The sequence below is a fragment of the Sphingorhabdus pulchriflava genome (assembly GCF_003367235.1).
Lineage (GTDB): Bacteria > Pseudomonadota > Alphaproteobacteria > Sphingomonadales > Sphingomonadaceae > Sphingorhabdus_B > Sphingorhabdus_B pulchriflava.
This window is the reverse complement of sequence record NZ_QRGP01000001.1, coordinates 1-22,204: the sequence shown is the minus strand read 5'-3', so window position 1 is coordinate 22,204 and position 22,204 is coordinate 1. Positions and strand designations below refer to the sequence as shown.

Annotated in this window: 12 protein-coding genes and 1 tRNA gene; 11 read left to right on the top strand and 2 right to left on the bottom strand. The window is 58.6% G+C overall.

Annotated features, from left to right (window positions below; genetic code table 11):
- The first annotated feature begins 99 nt into the window (after positions 1-99).
- Complete coding sequence (locus DXH95_RS00065; protein WP_115547457.1) at positions 100-1,758, top strand: alpha/beta hydrolase; 1,659 nt, start codon at positions 100-102, stop codon at positions 1,756-1,758.
- Positions 1,759-1,782: 24 nt separating this feature from the next.
- Here DXH95_RS00065 and DXH95_RS00060 read toward each other — a convergent pair.
- Together DXH95_RS00060 and DXH95_RS00055 are read right to left on the bottom strand one after the other, a co-directional pair.
- Positions 1,783-1,858, bottom strand: a tRNA-Ala gene (locus tag DXH95_RS00060).
- 112 nt (positions 1,859-1,970) lie between these two features.
- Positions 1,971-2,288, bottom strand: a complete 318-nt coding sequence (locus DXH95_RS00055) for an FYDLN acid domain-containing protein (RefSeq protein ID WP_115547456.1) — start codon at positions 2,286-2,288, stop codon at positions 1,971-1,973.
- A gap of 155 nt (positions 2,289-2,443) precedes the next feature.
- On the opposite strand from DXH95_RS00055, the gene aroA reads away from it, so the two are divergent.
- The 10 genes from aroA to DXH95_RS00005 all read left to right on the top strand — a co-directional run bounded on the left by aroA (position 2,444) and on the right by DXH95_RS00005 (position 21,871).
- The gene (gene aroA / locus DXH95_RS00050; protein ID WP_115547455.1) at positions 2,444-3,772 is read left to right on the top strand and encodes a 3-phosphoshikimate 1-carboxyvinyltransferase; all 1,329 of its coding nucleotides are present in this window, start codon (positions 2,444-2,446) and stop codon (positions 3,770-3,772) included.
- A gap of 104 nt (positions 3,773-3,876) precedes the next feature.
- The gene (locus DXH95_RS00045; protein WP_147291642.1) at positions 3,877-4,404 is read left to right on the top strand and encodes a hypothetical protein; all 528 of its coding nucleotides are present in this window, start codon (positions 3,877-3,879) and stop codon (positions 4,402-4,404) included.
- A 35-nt stretch (positions 4,405-4,439) separates the two neighbouring features.
- A complete protein-coding gene (locus DXH95_RS00040; protein ID WP_115547453.1) occupies positions 4,440-5,072 on the top strand; it encodes a (d)CMP kinase in 633 nt (210 codons plus the stop codon).
- Positions 5,073-5,293: 221 nt separating this feature from the next.
- A complete protein-coding gene (rpsA, locus tag DXH95_RS00035; protein ID WP_115547452.1) occupies positions 5,294-7,000 on the top strand; it encodes a 30S ribosomal protein S1 in 1,707 nt (568 codons plus the stop codon).
- Positions 7,001-7,180: 180 nt separating this feature from the next.
- Positions 7,181-7,459: an integration host factor subunit beta gene (locus tag DXH95_RS00030; protein ID WP_115549295.1), complete on the top strand. Its 279-nt coding sequence runs from the start codon at positions 7,181-7,183 to the stop codon at positions 7,457-7,459.
- Between the two features lie 252 nt (positions 7,460-7,711).
- Positions 7,712-8,968, top strand: a complete 1,257-nt coding sequence (locus DXH95_RS00025) for a tyrosine-type recombinase/integrase (RefSeq protein WP_115547451.1) — start codon at positions 7,712-7,714, stop codon at positions 8,966-8,968.
- Between the two features lie 646 nt (positions 8,969-9,614).
- A complete protein-coding gene (locus DXH95_RS00020; protein ID WP_115547450.1) occupies positions 9,615-10,736 on the top strand; it encodes a Fic family protein in 1,122 nt (373 codons plus the stop codon).
- Positions 10,737-10,793: 57 nt separating this feature from the next.
- Positions 10,794-14,315 carry a class I SAM-dependent DNA methyltransferase gene (locus DXH95_RS00015; RefSeq protein ID WP_115547449.1) on the top strand — a complete coding sequence of 1,174 codons (3,522 nt, stop codon included), beginning with the start codon at positions 10,794-10,796 and terminating at the stop codon, positions 14,313-14,315.
- Positions 14,312-19,729 carry an AAA domain-containing protein gene (locus DXH95_RS00010; RefSeq protein ID WP_115547448.1) on the top strand — a complete coding sequence of 1,806 codons (5,418 nt, stop codon included), beginning with the start codon at positions 14,312-14,314 and terminating at the stop codon, positions 19,727-19,729. Before DXH95_RS00015 ends, DXH95_RS00010 begins: the two co-directional genes overlap by 4 nt.
- A 3-nt stretch (positions 19,730-19,732) precedes the next feature.
- Positions 19,733-21,871, top strand: coding sequence for a GmrSD restriction endonuclease domain-containing protein (locus DXH95_RS00005; RefSeq protein ID WP_115547447.1), 2,139 nt, complete (start codon positions 19,733-19,735; stop codon positions 21,869-21,871).
- Positions 21,872-22,204: the final 333 nt, after the last annotated feature.

Below are 22,204 nucleotides of genomic sequence, written 5' to 3'. Positions count from 1 at the left end.
CGCAAAGACAGCAATTTATAGCTGTGATTCCAATCTTCACGGTCACCTGCCGATCGTCATTAGGCCGGACCAATCAGCCACATAATCGGGGAGCAGATTATGAAGTTCGATTTTCACAGTCTTCGTTCTTACATCGCTCCACAATCTCCCTTTGGCTGCGCCCTTGGCGGGCTTGCTTTCCTTGCCAGCCTTACGCCCAGTCTTATTCCCCGCCCGGCGCTATTGCAGGGCGTAATTGCTGCTATCGCCTTCATGCTCGCTTATGGCATCGGAACTGGCATTTTGGCCATTTATCGCTGGCTGGGTTTCACCCGTTTCAGCGCGAACACACGCCTAGTTACAGATCGTGTCTTAATCGCGGTAGCGCTAATTCTCATTGTTCTCGGACTGGCTTTTGCCGCAGACTGGCAGAACGCAACCAATCGGGCATTGGGAATCAAAGCAGAAGATTCGCCGCGAGCCTTGATAATTTTGTTGGTATCACTGCCGACCATAGTGGGTATTCTGATTGCAGCCCGCGCGTTCAGAAAATTTGCGCATTTTTTAGCAGGTTGGCTAGGGCGCTTCGTGCCGCAACGCGCTGCGATACTGGCAGGTTTTGCGATTTCGCTCTTCATTGCTTGGTCTATCGGCAACGGCATATTGATCCGCAATGTTGTTCGGGTCCTCGACAATTCATACCGTGAAGTCGATCAGTTCATCCCACCCGATGCCCCACCACCCGCCGCACCATTGAAGACCGGTGGACCGGATTCGTTGATCGCCTGGGAAAGCATTGGCGCTGCAGGCCGGAATCACATCTTGTCTTCCCCGACGCAGGCCGAGATTGAGGAATTGACAGGCAAGCCAGCTTTCGAGCCACTTCGCGTCTATGTAGGCGTCAATTCGGCTGAAACGCCAGAAGAGAGGGCCGCGTTAGCTTTGGCCGAACTGCTCCGGATCGGTGCATTTGAACGAACACTGCTGGTCATCGCAACACCTACCGGAACCGGCTGGATCGATCCTGCAGCGATGGCCCCTATCGAAATGCTGCAGCGCGGCGACACAGCCTCTGTTTCGGTGCAATATTCCTATCTGCCCAGTTGGCTCAGTCTATTTACCCAACCTGAGAGTGGCCACAAAACGGCACGTGCCGTGTTTGACGCTGTCTATGGCCATTGGCATGCGATGCCAGCCGAAAAGCGGCCGAAGCTCATCCTGTTCGGCCTCAGCCTTGGCGCGCTGAATTCGGAGCAGTCGTTCGATTTTCACGACATTGTGGGTGATCCCTTCGGCGGCGCGCTTTGGGTCGGTCCACCATTTGCCAGCCCGATATGGCAAGAAATTACCCGCACGCGCAACAACGACAGTCCGGCATGGCTACCTATTTTCCGCGACAGTTCATTGTTTCGGTTCCAGAACCAGAACGGTTCGCAGCAGCCAGCGGAAGCCGGTTGGGGCCCTATGCGTTTTGTTTATCTACAATATGCTTCTGACCCGATCGTCTTTCTGGACACCAAAAGCATGTGGCGAAAACCGAAATGGCTTAACAGCCCGAAAGGCCCCGATGTCGCGCCAGAACTACGTTGGATTCCAGTTATCACGTTTATTCAGACCGCCTATGACGCCATGACAGCCACGACAACACCTGATGGCACAGGACATGTGTACGCCGCTGATGATTATTTGACAGCCTGGATGGCAATAACCGACCCACAGGGCTGGTCCGACGTGGAAATCGAAAAGCTCCGTTCGTGGCTGAACGCCAGAATGGATTAAGCAGGTGATTGGTGTGGAGTGAAATGGTGGAGCCTAGGGGAGTCGAACCCCTGACCTCTACACTGCCAGTGTAGCGCTCTACCAGCTGAGCTAAGGCCCCAAATGCCGCGCAACAAGGCGGCTATGCATTTCAGAGGCGGGCCTTTAGCCGCACTGCCCCTGCATTTGCAAGCGGGAAAATGGCAGAGCCAGCTTCCCGCTTTCAATTTCGTTTATTGGTCGTCGCCGTCGCCTTCGGTGCCAGCAACACCAAGGTCTTCGTCACCGCCAAGGTCTACATCATTGTCGGGCGAAACATCGCCGTCGACAGCATCGACATCGATGTCGAGATCGTCATCGGCCAAGTCGGCATCGTCCTTTTTCTTTTCAATTTCTTCGAAAGGAAGCGGCTGTTTCGATTTCAATACAGGTTCGGGCGTCCACTGGTTGCCGCATTCGATGCACTCAACCGGTTCGTCCTTGGTCAGATCGTAGAATCGCGTGCCGCATTTCGGGCAAGTGCGCTTGGTTCCCCATTCAGCCTTCACCATGGTGGGCCTCAAATCCTTTCAAAATTGCGTGAAATGCGGGCTCGCAAAGGAGACTCGCTGCAAACAGGCGCCGCCCTTGCCACAGTGCAGCGCGCCTGTCAAAAATTAGTGTAAGCGTTGACTTGTCTGCGGGCTGAAAGCAAAGCACCCAGCCTATGCACAGCGCACAACCCCGTCCTGCCACCTTTACCGCAAGCGGCCCACTTCGCGGCACAGTGAAGGTGCCCGGCGACAAATCCATCAGCCATCGCTCGTTGATGCTTTCCGCCCTTGCTGTCGGCGAAAGCCGGGTATCCGGGTTGCTGGAGGGTGAGGATGTGCTGGCGACCGCCGCCGCCATGCGCGCGATGGGCGCGGCCATCGAACGCACTGGCGAAGGCGAATGGCGCATAAGCGGCGTTGGTGTCGGCGGGCTGCTTCAGCCGCAGACTGCACTCGATATGGGTAATAGCGGCACCTCGACGAGGCTGTTGATGGGGCTGGTCGCTAGCCACGCGATCAGCGCAACCTTCATCGGTGATGCCAGCCTTTCCAAGCGACCGATGGAGCGAGTGATCGACCCGATGTCGCTGACCGGAGCGGAATTCAATGCCTCCCCCGGCGGATGCCTACCGTTGATGGTGCGCGGCATCTGCCCCGCTGTTCCGATCAGCTATCGCCTACCGGTGGCTTCGGCGCAGGTGAAATCGGCTATACTCCTCGCCGGGTTGAACACGCCGGGGATCACCGAAGTTATCGAGCCAGTGCCAACACGCGACCATAGCGAACGGATGCTGGCAGGCTTTGGTGCCGAACTGACCGTCGAGACCGACGTGCAAGGTGTGCGCCATATCCGCCTGCACGGCGAGGCCGAATTGAAGCCGCAGAACATTGAAGTACCGGGCGACCCTTCATCCGCAGCCTTTCCGATTGTCGCAGCGCTGATCACCCCGGGCAGCGAAGTCACCGTCACCCATGTTGGCATGAACCCCACACGCACTGGCATCTTCAAAATGCTCGAGGCGATGGGTGCTGACATCCACTATTCGAACGAACGCGTCGTCGGTGGAGAGCCGGTGGCGGATATCACCGCGCGGCATTCAGCGCTCAAAGGCATTGAAGTGCCACCTGAGGTCGCGCCAAGCATGATCGACGAATTCCCGGTCTTCTTTGTTGCCGCCAGCATGGCCGAGGGCCGCACCACGACCAGCGGCCTCGACGAACTGCGTGTCAAGGAAAGCGATCGCCTGGCGCTGATGGCGACTGGATTGACCATGATCGGCGTAAAGCTGGAAGAACGCGAAGACGGGCTCATCCTCGACGGCAGCGGCGGCGAACCATTTGCGGGGGGCGCGACCATTGCCAGCGCACTCGACCACCGTATCGCAATGAGCTTCGCCGTAGCGGGTCAAAACGCCCGTGCGGGCATTATGGTCGACGATGTATCGCCGATAGCGACGAGTTTTCCAACCTTTGAGGTGATGCTGCAAAGCCTGCGCAGGTGACGTTTAGCGCTGGCTGGCGCTACGTACTAGGCCATCGTTTTGATTGACCCCGATGACGGCTCAATGTGAGAGTCGCGCAACATTGTCTTTTAAGGGTAGTCTAAATGCTCCGGACTCGATCTTTTGTCGGCTTTGTCAGCCTAATGGTTGTTCTTTGCCCAGTCGCGGCCCAGAGCAAAAATATCGCCGATCCTTTCAAGCGCGCCGATGCCAGCTTTTCGCGCTTTGCAATGAACGTCCCCACCAAAGCAAAATCCATCGGTCGCCCTACCAATAGCGGCGAATGCGACGATGACATGATTCTTTGCACCTGGGAGGATTCTGCCGGGGTTGAGCATGTGCTGGTGGGCAACAAGATCGCAATCAAGAGTATTTCTGCGAAGCGGGCAGGCGCGACATCGCTGACCGCCCTCAACATTGGGACTGAGCGTTCGCGCGATGCAGTGCTGGCGCGCGTCCGCGCCTTTCTACCCGAAATTGAAATCGATTGCCTCGAACCCGGCGAAGCCGGAGAAGGTGAGGGAATCGCTTCTTGTGGCGGGGCATTCGACAGTGGCGGCTGGATCAAATTGCTGTTCGATACGAACAACCAATTGCTCGACGCGCGGATCGACGCTTATCAGATAAATTAATGGCCGATTTCTAGCAGCGGCGTTAAAGCGCCGCGATGATTATCGCAGTCGATGGCCCGACAGCATCGGGCAAGGGTACAATTTCCAAGGCGCTCGCCAAGCATTATGGCCTGCCCTGGCTCGATACGGGTTTGCTCTATCGCGCGGTTGGACGACAGGTCGCGCTGAATGGTGCCAATGCGGACAACTCCGTCGAGGCTGTGGCAGCTTGCACTTTCCCTGACAGTCTTCTCGACGACCCTGCGCTGCGCGACGAAGCGACCGGCGGTCTTGCCAGCCGCGTATCGGTCCATCCGGAGGTGCGCGCAGCACTCAACAAACGTCAGGTTGATTTTGCCAATCAGCCTGCTGGGGCGGTACTTGACGGGCGTGATATCGGTACCGTTATCGCACCCCAAGCTGATGTAAAACTGTTCGTGACTGCTTCCGCCGAAATTCGTGCCGAACGCCGGTTCAAGGAAATGCAGGCCCGCGGCGCTACTGTCGATTACGAAACCATCCTTGCAGACATCCGTGCCCGCGACAAACGCGATACCGAACGCGCTAATGCCCCGCTGAAACCTGCAGAAGACGCGCACTTGCTAGATACCGGCAATTTGACTATAGGCGCGGCCGTTCAAAGGGCGATTGCGCTGGTGGACGCGAAGATAGAGAATCGACCCAAATAGAGGTCGGCCAAGCTAGCACTATTAATCGGGCATGCGGCAAGACGCCTTCGGGCATAGCTTGTACCGCATCGTTCTGTTTGTACTGCAATCTATCAGGTCGCTGAAATCAAAGCAAAAATCTGGAGAATGCCTTTGCAGCATGGGGCTTCAAGGGCAGTCTGGTCAAAGACCATCGGAACCAACCGATTGGCCGGATAAAATGTGAACAAGGAACTCTAACCATGGCAAGTTCGCCAAACCCTACCCGCAACGATTTCGAAGCGTTGCTCAACGAATCACTTGGTGGTGCAGAAGGTGGCTTTGAAGGCCGCGTCGTAAAAGGCACTGTCACCGCAATCGAAAACGACTTCGCGATGATCGACGTTGGCCTGAAGAGCGAAGGCCGTGTGGCCCTGCGCGAATTTTCGATGCCCGGCCAGAAAGCCGACCTCAATGTCGGCGACGAAGTCGAAGTCTATGTCGACCGCGTCGAAAACCTGAACGGTGAAGCCGTGCTGTCGCGCGACCGCGCGCGCCGCGAAGCCGCTTGGGACAAGCTCGAAGGCGAATTCGCCGCTGGCAACCGCGTCGATGGCGTCATATTTGGCCGCGTCAAGGGTGGCTTCACTGTTGACCTTGGTGGTGCCGTTGCATTCCTTCCCGGTTCGCAGGTTGACGTTCGCCCTGTACGCGATGTTGGCCCGCTGATGGATATCGCACAACCGTTCCAGATCCTGAAGATGGACCGTCGCCGCGGCAACATTGTTGTTTCACGTCGCGCCATCCTTGAAGAAACCCGTGCTGAACAGCGTTCGGGCCTGATCTTGAATCTCGCTGAAGGCCAGATCATCGAAGGCGTCGTCAAGAACATCACCGATTATGGTGCGTTCGTCGACCTGGGCGGCATCGATGGCCTGCTGCACGTCACCGACATCAGCTACAAGCGCATCAACCACCCGTCGGAAATGATCAACATCGGCGACACGGTGAAGGTGCAGATCGTCCGCATCAACCGCGACACCCAGCGCATCAGCCTTGGCATGAAGCAGCTGGAATCGGATCCCTGGGAAGGTGCCGTTGCGAAATATCCGGTCGGTGCGCGCCTGCATGGTGCTGTCACCAACATCACCGAATATGGTGCATTCATCGAACTCGAGCCCGGCATCGAAGGCCTGGTCCATGTTTCGGAAATGTCCTGGACGAAGAAGAACGTCCATCCCGGCAAGATCGTTTCGACCAGCCAGGAAGTCGATGTTATCGTTCTTGATGTCGATCTCGAAAAGCGCCGCATCAGCCTCGGTCTCAAGCAGGCCCAGTCCAACCCTTGGGAAGCGTTTGCAGAAAAGCACCCGGTTGGTTCGACCGTCGAAGGCGAAGTCAAGAATGCGACCGAATTCGGTCTGTTCATCGGTCTGGATGGCGACGTCGATGGCATGGTCCACATGTCGGATATCGCCTGGGGCATTTCGGGCGAAGATGCGCTGCACCTCCACCGCAAGGGTGAGATGGTCAAGGCCATCGTTCTCGACGTTGACCATGAAAAGGAACGCATCAGCCTCGGTATCAAGCAGCTTGAAAAGGGTGCCCCGACCGCTGGTGGTGCCGTTTCGTCGAGCGGCCTGAAAAAGGGTGCAACTGTCACCGTCACCGTTCTTGAAGTCCGCGATGGCGGCCTTGAAGTCCAGGCCGGCGAAGATGGTGCAACTGGCTTCATCAAGCGTGCCGACCTTGGCCGTGACCGTGACGAGCAGCGCCCCGACCGCTTCCAGGTTGGCCAGAAGTTCGACGCCATGATCACCGGTTTCGACCGTTCGAAGAAGCCGAACTTCTCGATCAAGGCGCTGCAGCTTGCCGAAGAAAAGCAGGCCGTCGAACAATATGGTTCTTCAGACTCGGGCGCTTCGCTCGGCGACATTCTTGGCGAAGCCTTGAAGGGCGCCAAGAAGTAATCCTAACAAAGGTTATAGAAAGGGGCTGTTCCGTTATGGAACGGCCCCTTTTTTGTGGCGGTTCGATTTTACAAATCGACATAATGCCATTGTAAGCGTGAGGCTTTTCTGTCACCATCTGCGATGTCGAGGGGCAAAACCGAGTCCGTTTGGGGCCGGTCAACGGTGGAGGCATGGGCCATGATCCGATCTGAACTGGTTAAAAAGCTGGAAGCCGAAAATCCCGGCATGACGGGCGAAGAGGTTGAACGCATCGTCGATCTGTTTTTCAACCAGATCATTCAGCGGCTCGCCGACGGTGGCCGTGTTGAAATTCGCGGTTTTGGGGCGTTTTCAACCCGTGAGCGTCAACCGCGCAAGGGGCGCAATCCGCGTACTGGTTCCGCAGTCGATGTTCCGGCAAAACGCGTTCCCTATTTCAAGCCGGGCAAGGAAATCCGCGAGCGCCTGAACAAATAGGCTCTCGCTGTTTCAAACAGCAAAATTTCAACAGAAGTCTGGCATCGCGCGGCGGGCTGTGCCATGCGCATGTGCGTGCGGACGTGGCGAAACCGGTAGACGCAACAGACTTAAAATCGCCTTTAGCCTATTTTTCTAAGCCAAAAACCAAGTAAAACCAACGGTTTAAGTAAGGTCGAGACTCCAAAAAAGACTTACACATGTCTTACACATTTTGGAGTTTTCACAGTGCCAATCGAGAGCCATGTTTTGATGGATGGCGCGCTTCACGTTTACAAGCGTGAGAACAGCCGATTCTGGCAGTGCGCGACCTACCTTGGCAGTCGCAACTACAGGCAGACGACGAAGGAAGAGAGCCTCGCCGCCGCCAAGGATTTCGCGCGCGACTGGTATATGGAGCGGTGCGTCGAAGATCGCCAGCGCCGTCGCGGTGGCGTGTCATTGCTAAACGACCCCGTTCAGCCTCTCCCTGCCGAACCCGGCCCGCCCTTCGATGGCCGCCGTCGCCAAGCGGCGAGCGGTCCAAGTTTTGCTGACGCTGCCAAAGCGTTCACGGACGAGTTCGAGGTTATCACGCTCGGCGAGCGCAATGCAGACTATGTCGAGTCGAAGTCCGAGATCATCCGCCTTCACCTGAATCCGTTCTTTGGCGACACCCCGGTTCAAGACATTACGGCCGGCAAGGTCCAGGAGTATCGGGTTCATCGCCAGACGTCGCGAATCGATCCCAAGACCGGCAAACCGAAGAAGCCCGCTCGCTCCACCTTGCATCACGAAATCGTAACGCTGCGACAGGTCTTGAAAACCGCCAATCGCAAAGGCTGGATCGCTGCGCTCCCGGATATGTCTGCACCCTACAAGACGTCCGGCAAGCTCGAACATCGCGCCTGGTTTTCGCCCGAAGAATACAAGATGCTCTACGAGGCGACGCGCGAGCGGACGAAGAACCCTCCCAAACCGCGCTGGCGCGAGGTCTGCGAGAATTTTCACGACTATGTTCTGTTCATGGGCAACACCGGGCTTCGCCCCGATGAGTCCGCGCGACTTGAGCTGCGCGATGTCAAGATTGTGAAGGACGAATCGACCGGCGAGCGCATCCTGGAAATCGAGGTGCGCGGCAAGCGCGGCGTCGGCTTTTGCAAGTCGATGCCCGGTGCGATCCTGCCTTTCGAGCGCATTTCCAAGCGGAAGGGACTCAAGCCAACCGATCGGATTTTCGGGAAGACGCCCCGCGATCTGATGAATACGCTGCTCGACGAACTGAACCTGAAGTTCGACCGCGATGGTCATGTCCGCACCTGCTACAGTCTGCGGCATACTTACATCTGTCTTCGTTTGCTCGAAGGAGCCGACATCTATCAGGTTGCCAAGAATTGCCGCACTAGCGTCGAGATGATCGAGAAACATTACGCCCGCCATTTAACAAACACTATTGACGCTTCGGCAGTCAATGTTCGCAAGGCGCGGCCAAAGCCATCGAGAAAATCAACATCGGGCGACGATGGCTGACCATTATCTCACTTGGCTAAGATTCATCGCCCCTCTATAGGTGGCCTCGGAAATGCGGACGTGGCGAAATCGGTAGACGCAACGGACTTAGACCAAACTTGAGTGCTCGCGGGGAAACCTGCGATGCAGAACTGCTCAAATTCGGGGAAACCTCTCAACTGGCAATCCCGAGCCAAGCCGCAGCGCGAAAGCGCTACGGAAGGTGTAGAGACTAGACGGGCAGCACCTAACCCACGGCTTGCCGTGGCACGGTGAAGGGATAGTCCAGACTCCAAACGCCCCAGCCCGATCAAGGGTGGCGGGCGGCGGTGAAAACCGTAGCGGGTAAGAAAATCCGTCGGGCATTGCCCTTGGGGGTTCAAGTCCCCCCGTCCGCACCAGCCCCTTCGGCATGATCCCTTTACGCCGCCGAACGGTGGCGGGGTCATGCCCGAGCGGGGTATGGCGGCCCGTGCAGGCCGCGCCCCGCTTCCGCGAAATGACAATCGAACGGCATTGTCATGGTGGCCGCAGGAATCCCGGACGGGATTCGGCCATCGCCGCAAACAGCACCGCGCAGCGTCATCTCCCTGATGATTGATTGGCTATCGCTTTATCAATCATTTTCATGCTATATCGTGATTGATAGAAAGGCGCCTTATCCATCATGCGCTGGAATTGGCAACTTCCCGACTGGCCTGATTTCCGCTTCGACGCGGACCGCATCCGTGCGTCCGAAGAGCAATTCCTGAAAGGTTCAGGCGTCGTCATTGGCGCACTGCACCATCTTGACGCCGACGAGCGCGGCGGCCTGACCATCGAACTCATATCGCAAGAAGTGGTCGATAGCTCTGCCATCGAGGGCGAAATCCTCGACCGTGCTAGCGTCCAGTCGTCGCTCGCACGGCATCTGGGCTTTGCCACGGATTCGCGCCGCGCCAGTGCGGCAGAGGCCGGGGCTGCGGAACTCATGGCAGATGTTTATCGCAACCATGCAGCACCTCTCGACGACCAGACTCTGTTTGCGTGGCACGCGATGTTGATGAACGGACGCCGCGACATTGCCGATGTCGGGCGCTACCGGACGCATGAGGACGCCATGCAGATCGTTTCGGGCGCGCTCCATGCGCCGCGCGTCCATTTCGAGGCACCGCCGTCCGAGACCGTTACGATGGAAATGACCCGCTTCATCGCGTGGTTCAATGATAGCGCACCGGCGTCAGCGAACCCGCTTCCGGCGATCACCCGTGCCGCAATCTCGCACTTGTGGTTCGAGAGCATCCATCCTTTTGAGGATGGTAATGGCCGGATCGGGCGGGCGATTGCGGAAAAGGCATTGGCGCAGAACCTTGCAGCCCCAACCCTGACGGCGCTTGCGGAGACGATCAATCGCCACCGCAAAGCCTATTACGCCGCGCTCCAGCTTGGCAGCCAGAGCAACGATATTGATGCCTGGCTGACATGGTTTGCCGATATTGTGATCGAGGCGCAGGCGCGGACGATCGCCCGCATCCGCTTCCTGATCGACAAGACCCGTCTGCTCGATCGCTTGCGCGGACAAATCAACGAACGGCAGGAAAAGGCGTTGTTGCGCTTGTTCCGCGAAGGGCCGGACGGGTTTGAGGGCGGGTTGAGCGCTGGGAATTACCGGACGATCACAGGGGCTGCGCTTGCCACGGCGACCCGCGATTTGGGCGATCTTGTCGAGAAAGGCGCGCTGATCCGCACTGGCGAGCGACGCTATGCGCGGTATCGGCTAGCAGTTGACGAGGATGTTGATTCCAAATGAAACTGCCACCGCGTTTGTCGATTGCGAGTATTGGCCTTCGACGGCTAAAGACATTCCGTGTCAGATAACAACAAACTCGAATCCTTCATTGCCGAATGGGCGCTGACCGGCGGCTCCGAGCTGGCGAACACGCAGAGTTTCGTCAACGGCCTGTGCGCGCTGATCGGTGTTGATCCGCCAAAGGGCAGCCGCACCGACGATACCCACAATGACTATGTGTTTGAGCGTCGGGTGTTCCAGAAGGAAGCCGATGGCACTGAGAGCTTTGGGCGAATAGACGCCTACAAGCGCCATTGCTTCGTGCTCGAAGCCAAACAGGGTAGCGATGCAGACCGCAAGGCCGCCGAACAGGGCGAAGCAGACCTTGATATTTTCGGCCAGACCGCCGCCGCCCGCTTCAAGCGCGGCACGGCGAAACGCGGCACACCCACCTGGTCGAAAGCGATGGTCGAAGCACGCGGCCAAGCTGAACGCTATGCCAAGGCGCTGCCGATCGACCACGGCTGGCCTCCCTTTCTGCTTGTCACCGACGTTGGCCACTGCATCGACGTCTATGCCGATTTCAGCGGGACGGGGAAGCAATACACCCAGTTCCCCGATGCCGCCCGCTTCCGCATCGCGCTGGACGATCTGCGGAGCGAAGATGTCCGCGCCCGTCTTTCCACAATCTGGACCGACCCGCTCAGCCTCGATCCATCGAAGGAAGCCGCGCGCGTCACCCGCGAGATTGCGGGGCATCTCGCCGAACTGTCCAAGCGGCTCGAAAAGCGCGAGCAGAACCCCACCCGCGTTGCCGATTTTCTGATGCGCTGCCTGTTCACGATGTTTGCCGAGGATGTGCAGCTCATCCCCGAAGGCAGCTTCACGAACTTCCTCACCCGGATGCAGAAGCGCCCGGAGAATTTCGCGCCGAACCTGTCATCGCTGTGGCACGCGATGGACAAGGGCGGACTGGCAGGCGTTCTTGGCGAGGCTGGTGAAACCGTGCTGCGTTTCAACGGCTATCTGTTCAAGGATACCACTGCGATTGCACTCAATGCCGACGAGATCGGCCTGTTGATCGAGGCGGCGACGCACAAGTGGAACCATGTCGAACCCGCGATCTTCGGCACCCTGCTTGAACGCGCGCTTGACGGCAAGGAACGCGCCAAGCTCGGCGCGCATTATACGCCGCGCGCCTATGTGGAACGGCTGGTCATGCCCACGATCATGGAGCCCCTGCGCGCCGACTGGGCGGGGGTGCAGGCCGCCGCTGGCCAGTTAATCGAGGCGGGCAAGGCGGATGAGGCGCACGCTGTCATCGAGAAGTTCCACGCGCAACTCGCGCAGACCAAAGTGCTCGATCCCGCCTGCGGCACCGGCAACTTCCTCTATGTTGCGCTCGCGCGGATGAAGGAGCTGGAGGGCGAAGTGATCGGGCGGCTCGCCGAACTCGCGCCTGAAGGCGAAAAGCAGACCGTTGCGGAGCTGAGCGGTCACACCATCACGCCCGAAAACTTCCTCGGTATAGAGATTAACCCGCGCGCGGCGGCGATTGCCCAACTCGTGCTGTGGATCGGCTATCTGCAATGGCATTTCAGGGTGAACGGCGAAGGCAAAGTGCCGCCCGAACCTGTGCTGCGCGACGTGAAGACCATCGAGAACCGTGATGCCTTGATCACTTGGGACAAGAAGGTGCTGGAGCGGGACGAGCATGGCAAGCCGCTCACCCGCTGGGACGGCGAGACGATGAAGCTGCATCCTGTCACCGGCAAGAAGGTTCCCGATGAGGATGCGCGGGTGGAGGTCGAGCGGTATGTCGCGCCCAAGGCGGCGAAATGGCCCAAGGCCACCTTTATCGTCGGCAATCCGCCCTTCATAGGCGGCAAGGATGTGCGCGAACGCTTGGGCGACGGATATTTCGATGCCCTGTTCAAGACCACCGATGTTCCCGAATCCGCCGATTTTGTCATGCACTGGTGGGACAAGGCGGCGCTTGCCACGCGCAAGGAAAAGACCCGCCGTTTCGGCTTCGTCACCACTAACAGCATCACGCAAGTATTCAGTCGCCGGGTGATCGCCAGGCATCTTGACGCAAAAGCTGGTGTCAGCCTGCGCTTCGCCATCCCCAATCACCCTTGGGTGGACGAGAAGGACGGTGCAGCGGTGCGTATCGCCATGACTGTGGCGGAACCGCAAGCAAGGTCAGGCCGCGAGTCCGGCATGATGCAAACTGTTTTGGATGAAAGCGATGCACCGCAGACTGTCACGTTCGGTATCAACATCGGCCTGATCGGCCCCGATCTTCGCATTGGCGCGGACGTGACATCGACAATGGCGTTGAATGCGAACGAGGGCCTTTGCTCGCCGGGTGTCAAACTTCATGGCGACGGCTTCATCGTCACGCCCGAGCAGGCGGACGCGCTTTCGCAGGTTCAAATCACTGGCCCGCAACCAGCCTACATTCGCACCGGCACAGACGGGAATGAAGCGGTGATCTTCGATTATCGCAACGGTCGCGATCTTGCCTCGCATCCGCGTGGGGTGAAGGTGATTGACCTTTACGGCTTGAGCGAAGCGCAAATGCGGGATCGCTATCCGGCGGTCTATCAGCATGTTGCGACTACGGTTAAGCCGCACCGCGAGCAGAACAACCGCGCCAGCTATCGTGACAATTGGTGGCTGTTCGGCGAACCCCGCTCCGAACTGCGCCGCGCACTGGCAGGTGTAACGCGATACATCGCCACCATCGAAACCGCCAAGCATCGTGTCTTCCAGTTCCTGCCCATGTCGATCTTGCCGGATAACAAGTTGGCCTGCATCGCCTTGGACGACGCCTATTTTCTTGGTGTTCTGTCCAGTCGCTTCCACGTCCCTTGGGCCATTGAAAGCGGTGGGCGGCTCGGGATGGGCGACGATCCGGTCTATGTGAAAAGCCGCTGCTTTGATCCATTTCCCTTCCCGGCAGATGTCCCCGAACCGCTCAAAGCCCGCATCCGCGCCGAGGCCGAGGCGCTCGACGCGCTGCGTAAGCAGGTGCTGACCGCGCATGACGATCTGACCCTGACCGGCCTCTACAATGTGCTGGAGGCGCTAAAAGCAGGCCGTGCGCTGACTGACAAGGAGCGCGACGTGCATGATCGCGGGCTGGTGACGCTGATCCGCCAGCATCACGACGCCATAGATAGCGCCGTCGCCGAAGCCTATGGCTGGCCTGCCGATCTCTCTGACGAAGACATTCTCACCCGCCTCGTGGCGCTGAACAAGGTTCGCGCCGCCGAGGAGGCCAAAGGCCAAATCCGCTGGCTCCGCCCCGAGTTCCAGTCGCCCGGTGCCGCGGCCCCCCAAGTCAACGCTACCCTCGACCTTGGCGACACCCCCGCCGCCGCGCCCGCGACAATCATCCCCTGGCCAAAAACTCTGGCGGAGCAAGTCAGCACCGTCGCCGCAATCCTCGCCGCTTCGCAGACCCCGCAACACCCCAACGAAATCGCCCGCGCCATCAAAGGCACCAACGCCAAGGGCGTTACCCCGGTGCTGGATGCTCTGGCAGCCATCGGGCAGGCCCGCAAACTCGCCGACGGGCGGTTTGCGGCATGAGTGGTGGGCGGCCGCATTTTCAGGATTCGATTGCCCAGCTTGAACAGCTGGTCGAGCAGCATCGTCTTGACCGGCAGCGGCTGGAAATCATTGCCGCCGAGCTGCACCATCGCGATACCGATCGTGCCCATCGCCTCCGTGCAAAGATCACATCCATTCTCGACGGCCTTGAGCTTCAGCTTTCGCTCCAACCGGTTGCGCCTTCTGCATTGCCTGAAACATCGGCGCTGGGCGCTGACCATTCGCCGACCCGCAATCCTCGCCGCAACAGACTTGATGCGCTCAGAGCCAAGCTGGAAATCGAGCCAGAGCCGGAACCTGAAGATCGCGCCCAGGTGATCCCGATTGCTGAAGAGGTCGCGCCGACGCCCGAAGAGGCAGAACCGGCTGCAAAGATTGATCGGAGTTCGATGTCCGCTGCACCTTCCCAAACGGTCGATGCGGCCGATCCACTTGTCCTTTCACGGATGCTCGATCTGATCGACTATGTCATTGCGGTCGAGAAGGACAAACTTAAGCTCGTCACCGATGTTGCCGATCACCGCGCGCTCCACCGCACGCATGATGAATTGGCGGCATTGCCCGGCATTGCGTTCAACCGGGCATCGGGTGAGGACGTTGCATTCCTGACGGTTGAACGCCTCAACCGAAAACCGCCGCCAGAACCGGCGGGCCAGCTTTTGAAGGCGTGGTTGGTACTGTCCGACGACCCCGCCCGTGAACCTCGACTGCGCGAACGGCTGTCGGCTGCCGAATGCAAGGCCGCAGAAATCGTCTTGGACGATGAAGCTGCCGGACTTGATCTCGACGACTATGCCGAAGCCGATGCGCTGCGCGACGGCCTTGCGGCATACATCGCAGGACCTTGGGCCGAATGGGCCGAGATTGAAGTTCCGCGCCGCAAGACGATAGGTTTTTATAGCGCGCTGTTCGCATTGCGTCAGGCGCTTGCCGCGCCCGATGGCATTCCGCAGGAACTGGTCTGTGGTCTTGGCTATGCGGGTTTGTTCCGCTCGGGCAAGCGGCTGCTTTATCCGCTTCTGACAATCCCGCTGGACATAGAACTCGAATCAGTCAGCCACGTTATTTCGCTCATTCCGAGGGCCGAGGCCCGCCCCGGTGTGGAAGCGGACCCTCTCGATGCCCTTGGGCTCGTTCAGGTGGATGTGTGGCGCAGGCAGGCGATGCGCCACATCGAGGAACTCGACGACGATTCTCTCTCTCCATTCGTTCGTTCAACCTTCGAGCCGATTCTGCAAAATGCAGCTGCCTTGCTCGACCCCGGTGCGCAATATGCCCGTGGCGAAGATGGGAGTTCGCTTCCGCTTCCGGTGCCCGGCGGGGAACTGCGCATCACCGACGGTTTCGCTTTCCTTCAGCGAGAGCGGCGCGCCACTCAGTTGATGGCCGACTTGCTCGCGTTTCGCGATTTGCTGGAAAGCAGCGAAGGCAAGATTGATATCCCGCCCGCCATCGCCGCGCTGTTCACTAACCCGTCCCGCGAGTTGCAGAATGAGGATTTCCCGACATTTCGGGGGATCAATAGCATCCCCGGCGCCACTTCTTCTGACGGGTCAGGCGAAGAGCTGTTCTTCCCGAAGCCTTTCAATGCCGAACAGGTCCAGATCGCGCAGCGCCTCGCAGTGCGAGATGGCGTTGTCGTGCAAGGGCCGCCGGGAACCGGCAAGACCCACACCATTGCCAATATCATCAGCCACTATCTGGCAACCGGGCGGCGGGTGCTGGTGACATCACAGAAGTCGCCCGCGCTTCGGGTGCTACAGGACCAGCTTCCTGCGCAAATCCGCCCGCTGGCCGTGAGCCTGCTGGATAGCGACCGCGAGGGCCTTCGCCAGTTTCGCGGATCGGTTGATCTCATCTCCGAGCGGCTTCAGCATCTGCGTAAATCAGAGCTCGACGCGGAGATCGCGAGCCTTGAGGCCAAGATCGACGGTCTGCATCGCCAGCTCGCCGCGAATGATCGCGAAACCGAACAAATCGGTCGTGCGGCGCTCTCCAAACTGGAAATGGACGGGCAAAGGATTGAACCGCTCGAAGCCGCGCGCGAAGTTTTGGCTGCGGGGGAGAATGCGACATGGTTGCCGGATGCCATAGGCCCGGCGAGCGATTTTGAACCCCGTTTCAACGATGAAGATGTCGCCTCATTGCGCGCTGCGCGCCAAGCCGTTGGCGATGACCTCTGCTATCTTGGCAAGACGCTTCCCCCGCTCGACTTGTTGGCCGATGTCGATGCCATTCTTGCAGCACATGACAGCTTGCAAAAGGCGGCGAGCATTGAGCAGACGATTGCCGATGGCGGGGTTTGGCGGCTGCGGGACACACAGTCACAAACAATCGCTTTAGCGGAGTCCACCGAAAAGCAGCTTTCTGCGTGGAATCAGCGTCGTCTCGACCTCGACAGGTCTTCAAGTCCGCTCGACTCGGCCCTTGTGGACCTCATGGACCCGGCAGGTGCTCCCATACGCGAAGCCTTGCTTCAGCTCCGCGATGAAGCCAGTGCGTTGGAGGAGGATCAGCGCTTCTTTCTGACCCGACCTGTCGTGCTGTCTGACAATTGTCTTGATGATCCGCGTTTCAGGACAAGCGTGACCGATCTGGCTGAAGGCGGGACAGGTTTGGGTGCGCTTGCCGGTCTGTTCGCCCGCACGACAAAAATCCATATCGCGGCAGTCAGGCTCAAAGGTAAGGCTCCATCGCTGGCCAGCGATTGGCAAGCCATCGCCCGCTTCATTGATGCGACTGATCGAGCGCACAGCTTTGTGCAGAGTTGGAACCACGCTTGCTCCGGGACGGGTTTGCCTGCGATCACGGCGACTGGCACGGCGGCGGGGCGCGATGCCTTGAAGCTGCTAGACCGCCTAGATGCGCTCTCGGTGCTCATCACCGATGCCGAGCGCCTGACCCACGAGGTTCGGACTTTGATGCCGCGTTGGCGTGGACCGATCGATCAACACTCAGATCCCGCTGACGTCCTCGACTGCCTTCACGTTCACCTCGAACTGGCCGGGCTCCAGACAGCTCGGTCGATGCGTAAATCGCTGCTTCAATCCGTTGGTCGAGGCGATACAGCCATTCATGAAGATGTCCGCACCTTGGCCGCACGTATAGGCGAACAGGTTTTGACCCGGCAGGTGTTGGCGGCGGAAGTCTCGCGCAGTTCCGCAAGGATCGCCCATTTGCATGGGTTGCAACAGCATTGGGAGACGATTCGCACCATATCGGGCCAGATCAAGGATAGCGGCGCTCCACTATGGGCAGCGCAGCTTTTGTCGACGCCGGCGGGCGCTGTCGACCTATTGTGTCCCGGCGATTGGCGGCAACGCTGGCGGTTGCGCCGACTTGACCGCTGGCTTGAGGAATCGAACCAATCGGCACGATTGCGGCAACTCCACAAGCAGCGAGAGCAGGCCGAGGCCGACCTTTCAAAGACTTACATTCGCACGATTGAACAGCGGACATGGCGGGCGCTGAAGGAAAAAGCTTCGCCCAGCGTCATGCAAGCGTTGGCCGCTTATGCAGTTGCGGTGGGCAAGATCGGGCGCGGAACCGGCAAGAGCGCAAATCGTCATCGTAAAACGGCGCGCAACGCGGCAGATGCCGTCAAGAGCGCATTGCCTTGCTGGATCATGCCCCATAGCCGCGTCTCGGAGTCCCTTCCGGCCGAACTCGGCATCTTCGATCTGGTGATTGTTGATGAGGCGTCGCAATCGACGCTGTCAGCGCTTCCTGCATTGTTCCGGGCAAAGCAGATACTCGTTGTTGGAGACGACAAGCAGGTCAGCCCGGACAATGTCGGCCTGAACATGGAACAGTCGAATGCGCTGGCGACGCGCTTCCTTTCAATGCAGGTGCCGCTGTTCATCGAACCGATGCGTCAGGAAAGCTCGCTGTATGACCTGGCGAGCGTCATCTTTGGGGCTGATCGTTTCATGTTGCGCGAGCATTTCCGATGCGCTGCGCCGATCATTGAATTTTCGAAGCGCCAATTCTACCGCAACGAGCTTTGCCCGTTGCGTCTTTCCAAAGCTTCGGAGCGCCTCGATCCTGTTCTGTCCGATGTTCTCGTGGTTGATGGCTATCGCAAGGGACGCAGCAAGACCAACCCGCCTGAAGCCGATTACGTCATTGAGGAATTGCGGTGTATCGCCGACGATCCATCATTTGACGGGCGGAGCATTGGTGTGACGACGCTGTTGGGAACCGACCAAGCAGCGTTGATCTATAGCCGGATCGAGAACGATCTCGGCATACCCTTCATCGAAAAATATCGGGTGCGGGTCGGCGACCCTGCGACCTTCCAGGGCGACGAACGGGACATCATGTTCCTTTCGATGGTCGCAACGCCCGGCAATGCATCGGCGTTGAGTGGGCTGGCCTTCGAGCAACGCTTCAACGTGGCAGCGTCCCGTGCGCGCGAAAGGATGATTCTTGTTCGATCGATCGAGCTTGAGCAGCTTAGTCCCGCCGATAAACTTCGCCGTGCCTTGCTCGAGCATTTCCGCTCGCCTTTCCCGAACGACACCGACGAAGCGGCAGATGCCCGGCTGCGCTGTGAATCTGACTTCGAGCGCGAGATTTTCGATGCCTTGCATGACCGGGGATATACTCTTGATACTCAGGTACGGGTCGGTCAGCATCGCATCGACATAGTGGTCGAAGGCGATGATGATCGTCGGCTCGCCATCGAATGTGACGGTGACCGCTACCACGGACCGGAACAATGGCCTGCGGATATGCAGCGCCAGCGAACACTCGAACGCGCCGGGTGGCGCTTCTGGCGCTGTTTTGCCTCGCGCTTTGTGCGCGAAAGCCAAGCTGTCCTCGACGAACTGTGCACGCTCCTTGACTCGATGGACATCAAGCCCAGAGCGGCAGGTCGGCGATCTACGGTCTACACCGAATACAAGGAATGGAGCTCGGTCGGCTTTGGGGAAGACCTGATCGAAGCCGGCGGTGATGGGCAAGATACGCCAATTACGTTGGCCGATGAGCCAGCTTCAGAATCGGCCACTCGCACACTGACGATCACCGACGTTCCGGTCGAAGAAGGCAACCTCCCGCTGAGTCCCCAGATTGGGCCAGCAACCGACCAGTTGCGAACAACGGAGGCACAGGTTCAGGACGCTATTCTCCAACTTATGAGTGATGGCCAAATTTGGACCAATGCGCAGTTGAAGGCGCGGATACCGGAATTGATTGCGCTGACACCGGGCGATCGGAAGCGGTCTCCGTCGCGTCCCCGCGAAGAAAAATGGGAAGAGCTCGTCAATAATGCGCTGACCCGAATTGGCCGCAGCAATTCGCTTTACGCCCGCGGCCTCGTCGAAAATGTCGGGGTAGGGCTGCATCGCCGGATTGGCGGCGTGAGGCAGGAACAGGAACTAAAGGATTAACCGGTGAAGATATCTCAGGCCCTCGACAAGATCGACGAAAAGCAGCTCTTCGTCCCGGCGTTCCAGCGCGAATACGTCTGGAAGCGCGACGATGCCAAGCAGCTCGTGGATTCGCTGATCAAGGAATATCCGACCGGCACCATGCTGACCTGGGAAACCAACACGCCACCGGAATTGAAGGGACCGCACAAATACAACGAGAAGCAGGGGGCGGTCAGGATACTGCTGGACGGACAGCAGCGGTTGACGACGCTCTATATGCTCATTCGCGGAGACCTGCCGCCCTATTATACCGCTCCCGAAATCCTCAATGACACGCGCGGTCTCTATGTGAACGTCGAAACGCGAGAGCTGGAGTATTACAAGAAGCTCAAGATGGAGAATGACCCGCGCTGGCAAAATCTGACCGATATTTTTCAACGCAAGGTTCGCGCCAAGGATGTTGTCCGCTCGCTGGAGGACAGGGGCGAGGAGGTTCCGCGCGAGCGCGACGACCTGATCGACGACAATGTGAAGTCGATCGAGAACATCCTCGACCGGGAGTTCCCCGAACAGACCATTCCTGTGAAGGCCAGCATACGCGAGGCCATCGACATCTTCTACAAGGTGAACGCCAGCGGCGTTTCCTTGACCGAGGCGGAGTTGGCCCTGGCGCAGATTTCCGGATACTGGCCGCAGGCCCGCGACATTTTCAAGGCGAAGCTGACCGAACTGGAAAAGCGCGGATACACCTTCAAGCTCGATTTCATCGTCTATGCCCTGCTCGCCTGTCTCTATCACTCCGGCTCGAACATGCACTTCCTGCATGACCAGAAGAATGACGGGCCGATTCAGGAGGCCTGGAAAAAGCTGGAATCGCAGACGCTCGATTATGTCGCCAACATCATGCAGTCGCACGCCTTCATCGACCACACCGATGAGGTGAACTCGATCTACGCGCTGATTCCGATCATTACCTACTGCTTCCAGCAGGACGGGCATCTGACCGGCTTGCAGATCAAGAAACTGGTCAAGTGGTTCTATTACGCGCAAATCCGGACACGCTACGTCAGCCAGCTACCGCAGAAGCTCGACCGCGATCTCAAGGTCGTCAAGGATTCAACCCAGCCGTTCGATGATCTGTTGCAAATCATCAAGGACGAGAGGACGCTGGAAATCAGCCCGGACGAGTTTGTCGGAAGAGCGATTTCGCATCCGCTCTACCCAATGATGCGCTGGTATTTCAAAAGCAAAGGCGCGACCTGCTTCACGACCGGCATCAAGCTCTCGCAGTCGATGGGCAAGAAATACGCGCTGGAGAACGATCATATTTTCCCGTTCTCGAAGCTCAAGGCCGCCGGATACGGAACCGATAATCGGATCAAATACGCGCTCGCGCAAGAAATCACCAACCGGGCGATTCTGACGCAGATCGCCAACCGGACGAAAAGCGCGACCAATGCGGAGGACTACCTCGCAGAAATCGCTGCCAAGAATCCGGACTCGCTGGCGCGTCAGTGCATTCCAGATGATCCCGAACTGTGGAAACTAGAAAACTACGAACGCTTCCTTGAGAGGCGGCGCGAAATGCTGGCTTCCGAACTCAATGGATTCCTGAGTTCGATTACCGATCTAGCCGTCGGCGACGTGCCCATCACACTTGAGGAAATGATCAGCGAGGGTGAAAGCGAAGAGCTGGAGTTTAAGCAAACCCTGCGCTGGGACGTGAACGAAGGCCGGGTGAACAAGGAACTTGAGGCAGTGGTCGTCAAGACCATTGCGGCCTTCGGCAACAGCTTCGATGGGGGCACCTTGCTGATTGGCGTGGCCGACAGCGGCGACGCGGTGGGGCTGGAGCAGGATTTCGCTTGCCTTGGCGACGCCGACCGGGATCGTTTCGAGATCCATTTGCGAAATTTGTTCGCACAAGCCTTCGGCCAGAATTTCACGGCGGGGAAACTGAAGATCAGCTTTCCCGAGGTGGCTGGCGTCGAAATCTGCAAGATCGAGGTCCGTCCGTCAGATGCTGCAATCATCGTGTCCGGTAAGGACAAGAACGGCGTCGGCTATGAGCGGCTGTATGTTCGCAGCGGCAATTCGTCGCCCGAGATGCCCTTGAGCGAAATTCCGGCCTTTCTGTCGAAACGCTTCAAAGCGGCATAGATAGACCGAGTTACGGTTTCATCGCGCTGCCCTTCGGGCAACCCGCTCTATTCGCTCACGCGAACCAAGCCTGTAGTCTTGGCCCTTCGGGTGACGATCGGGAGCGTAGGAAATTGAGCGGAATTTTCAAAGGACGCACTCTGTCCCGCGCTGCGCGCTCCTGAGGGTGCGGCGTTTTTAGGCTGACCCGCAGGCACTCTTGCCTCTCTCCTGGCCGGACGCCCGCTGGCCCACAGGTCCGGGCGCAGGGCGTCCGTCGGCGTCGCGCCGTGCAAGGGTGCCGTTTCCTGTTCGGCCGCTGCGCGGCGGGGTTGTCTCGATGATCTTCGACTG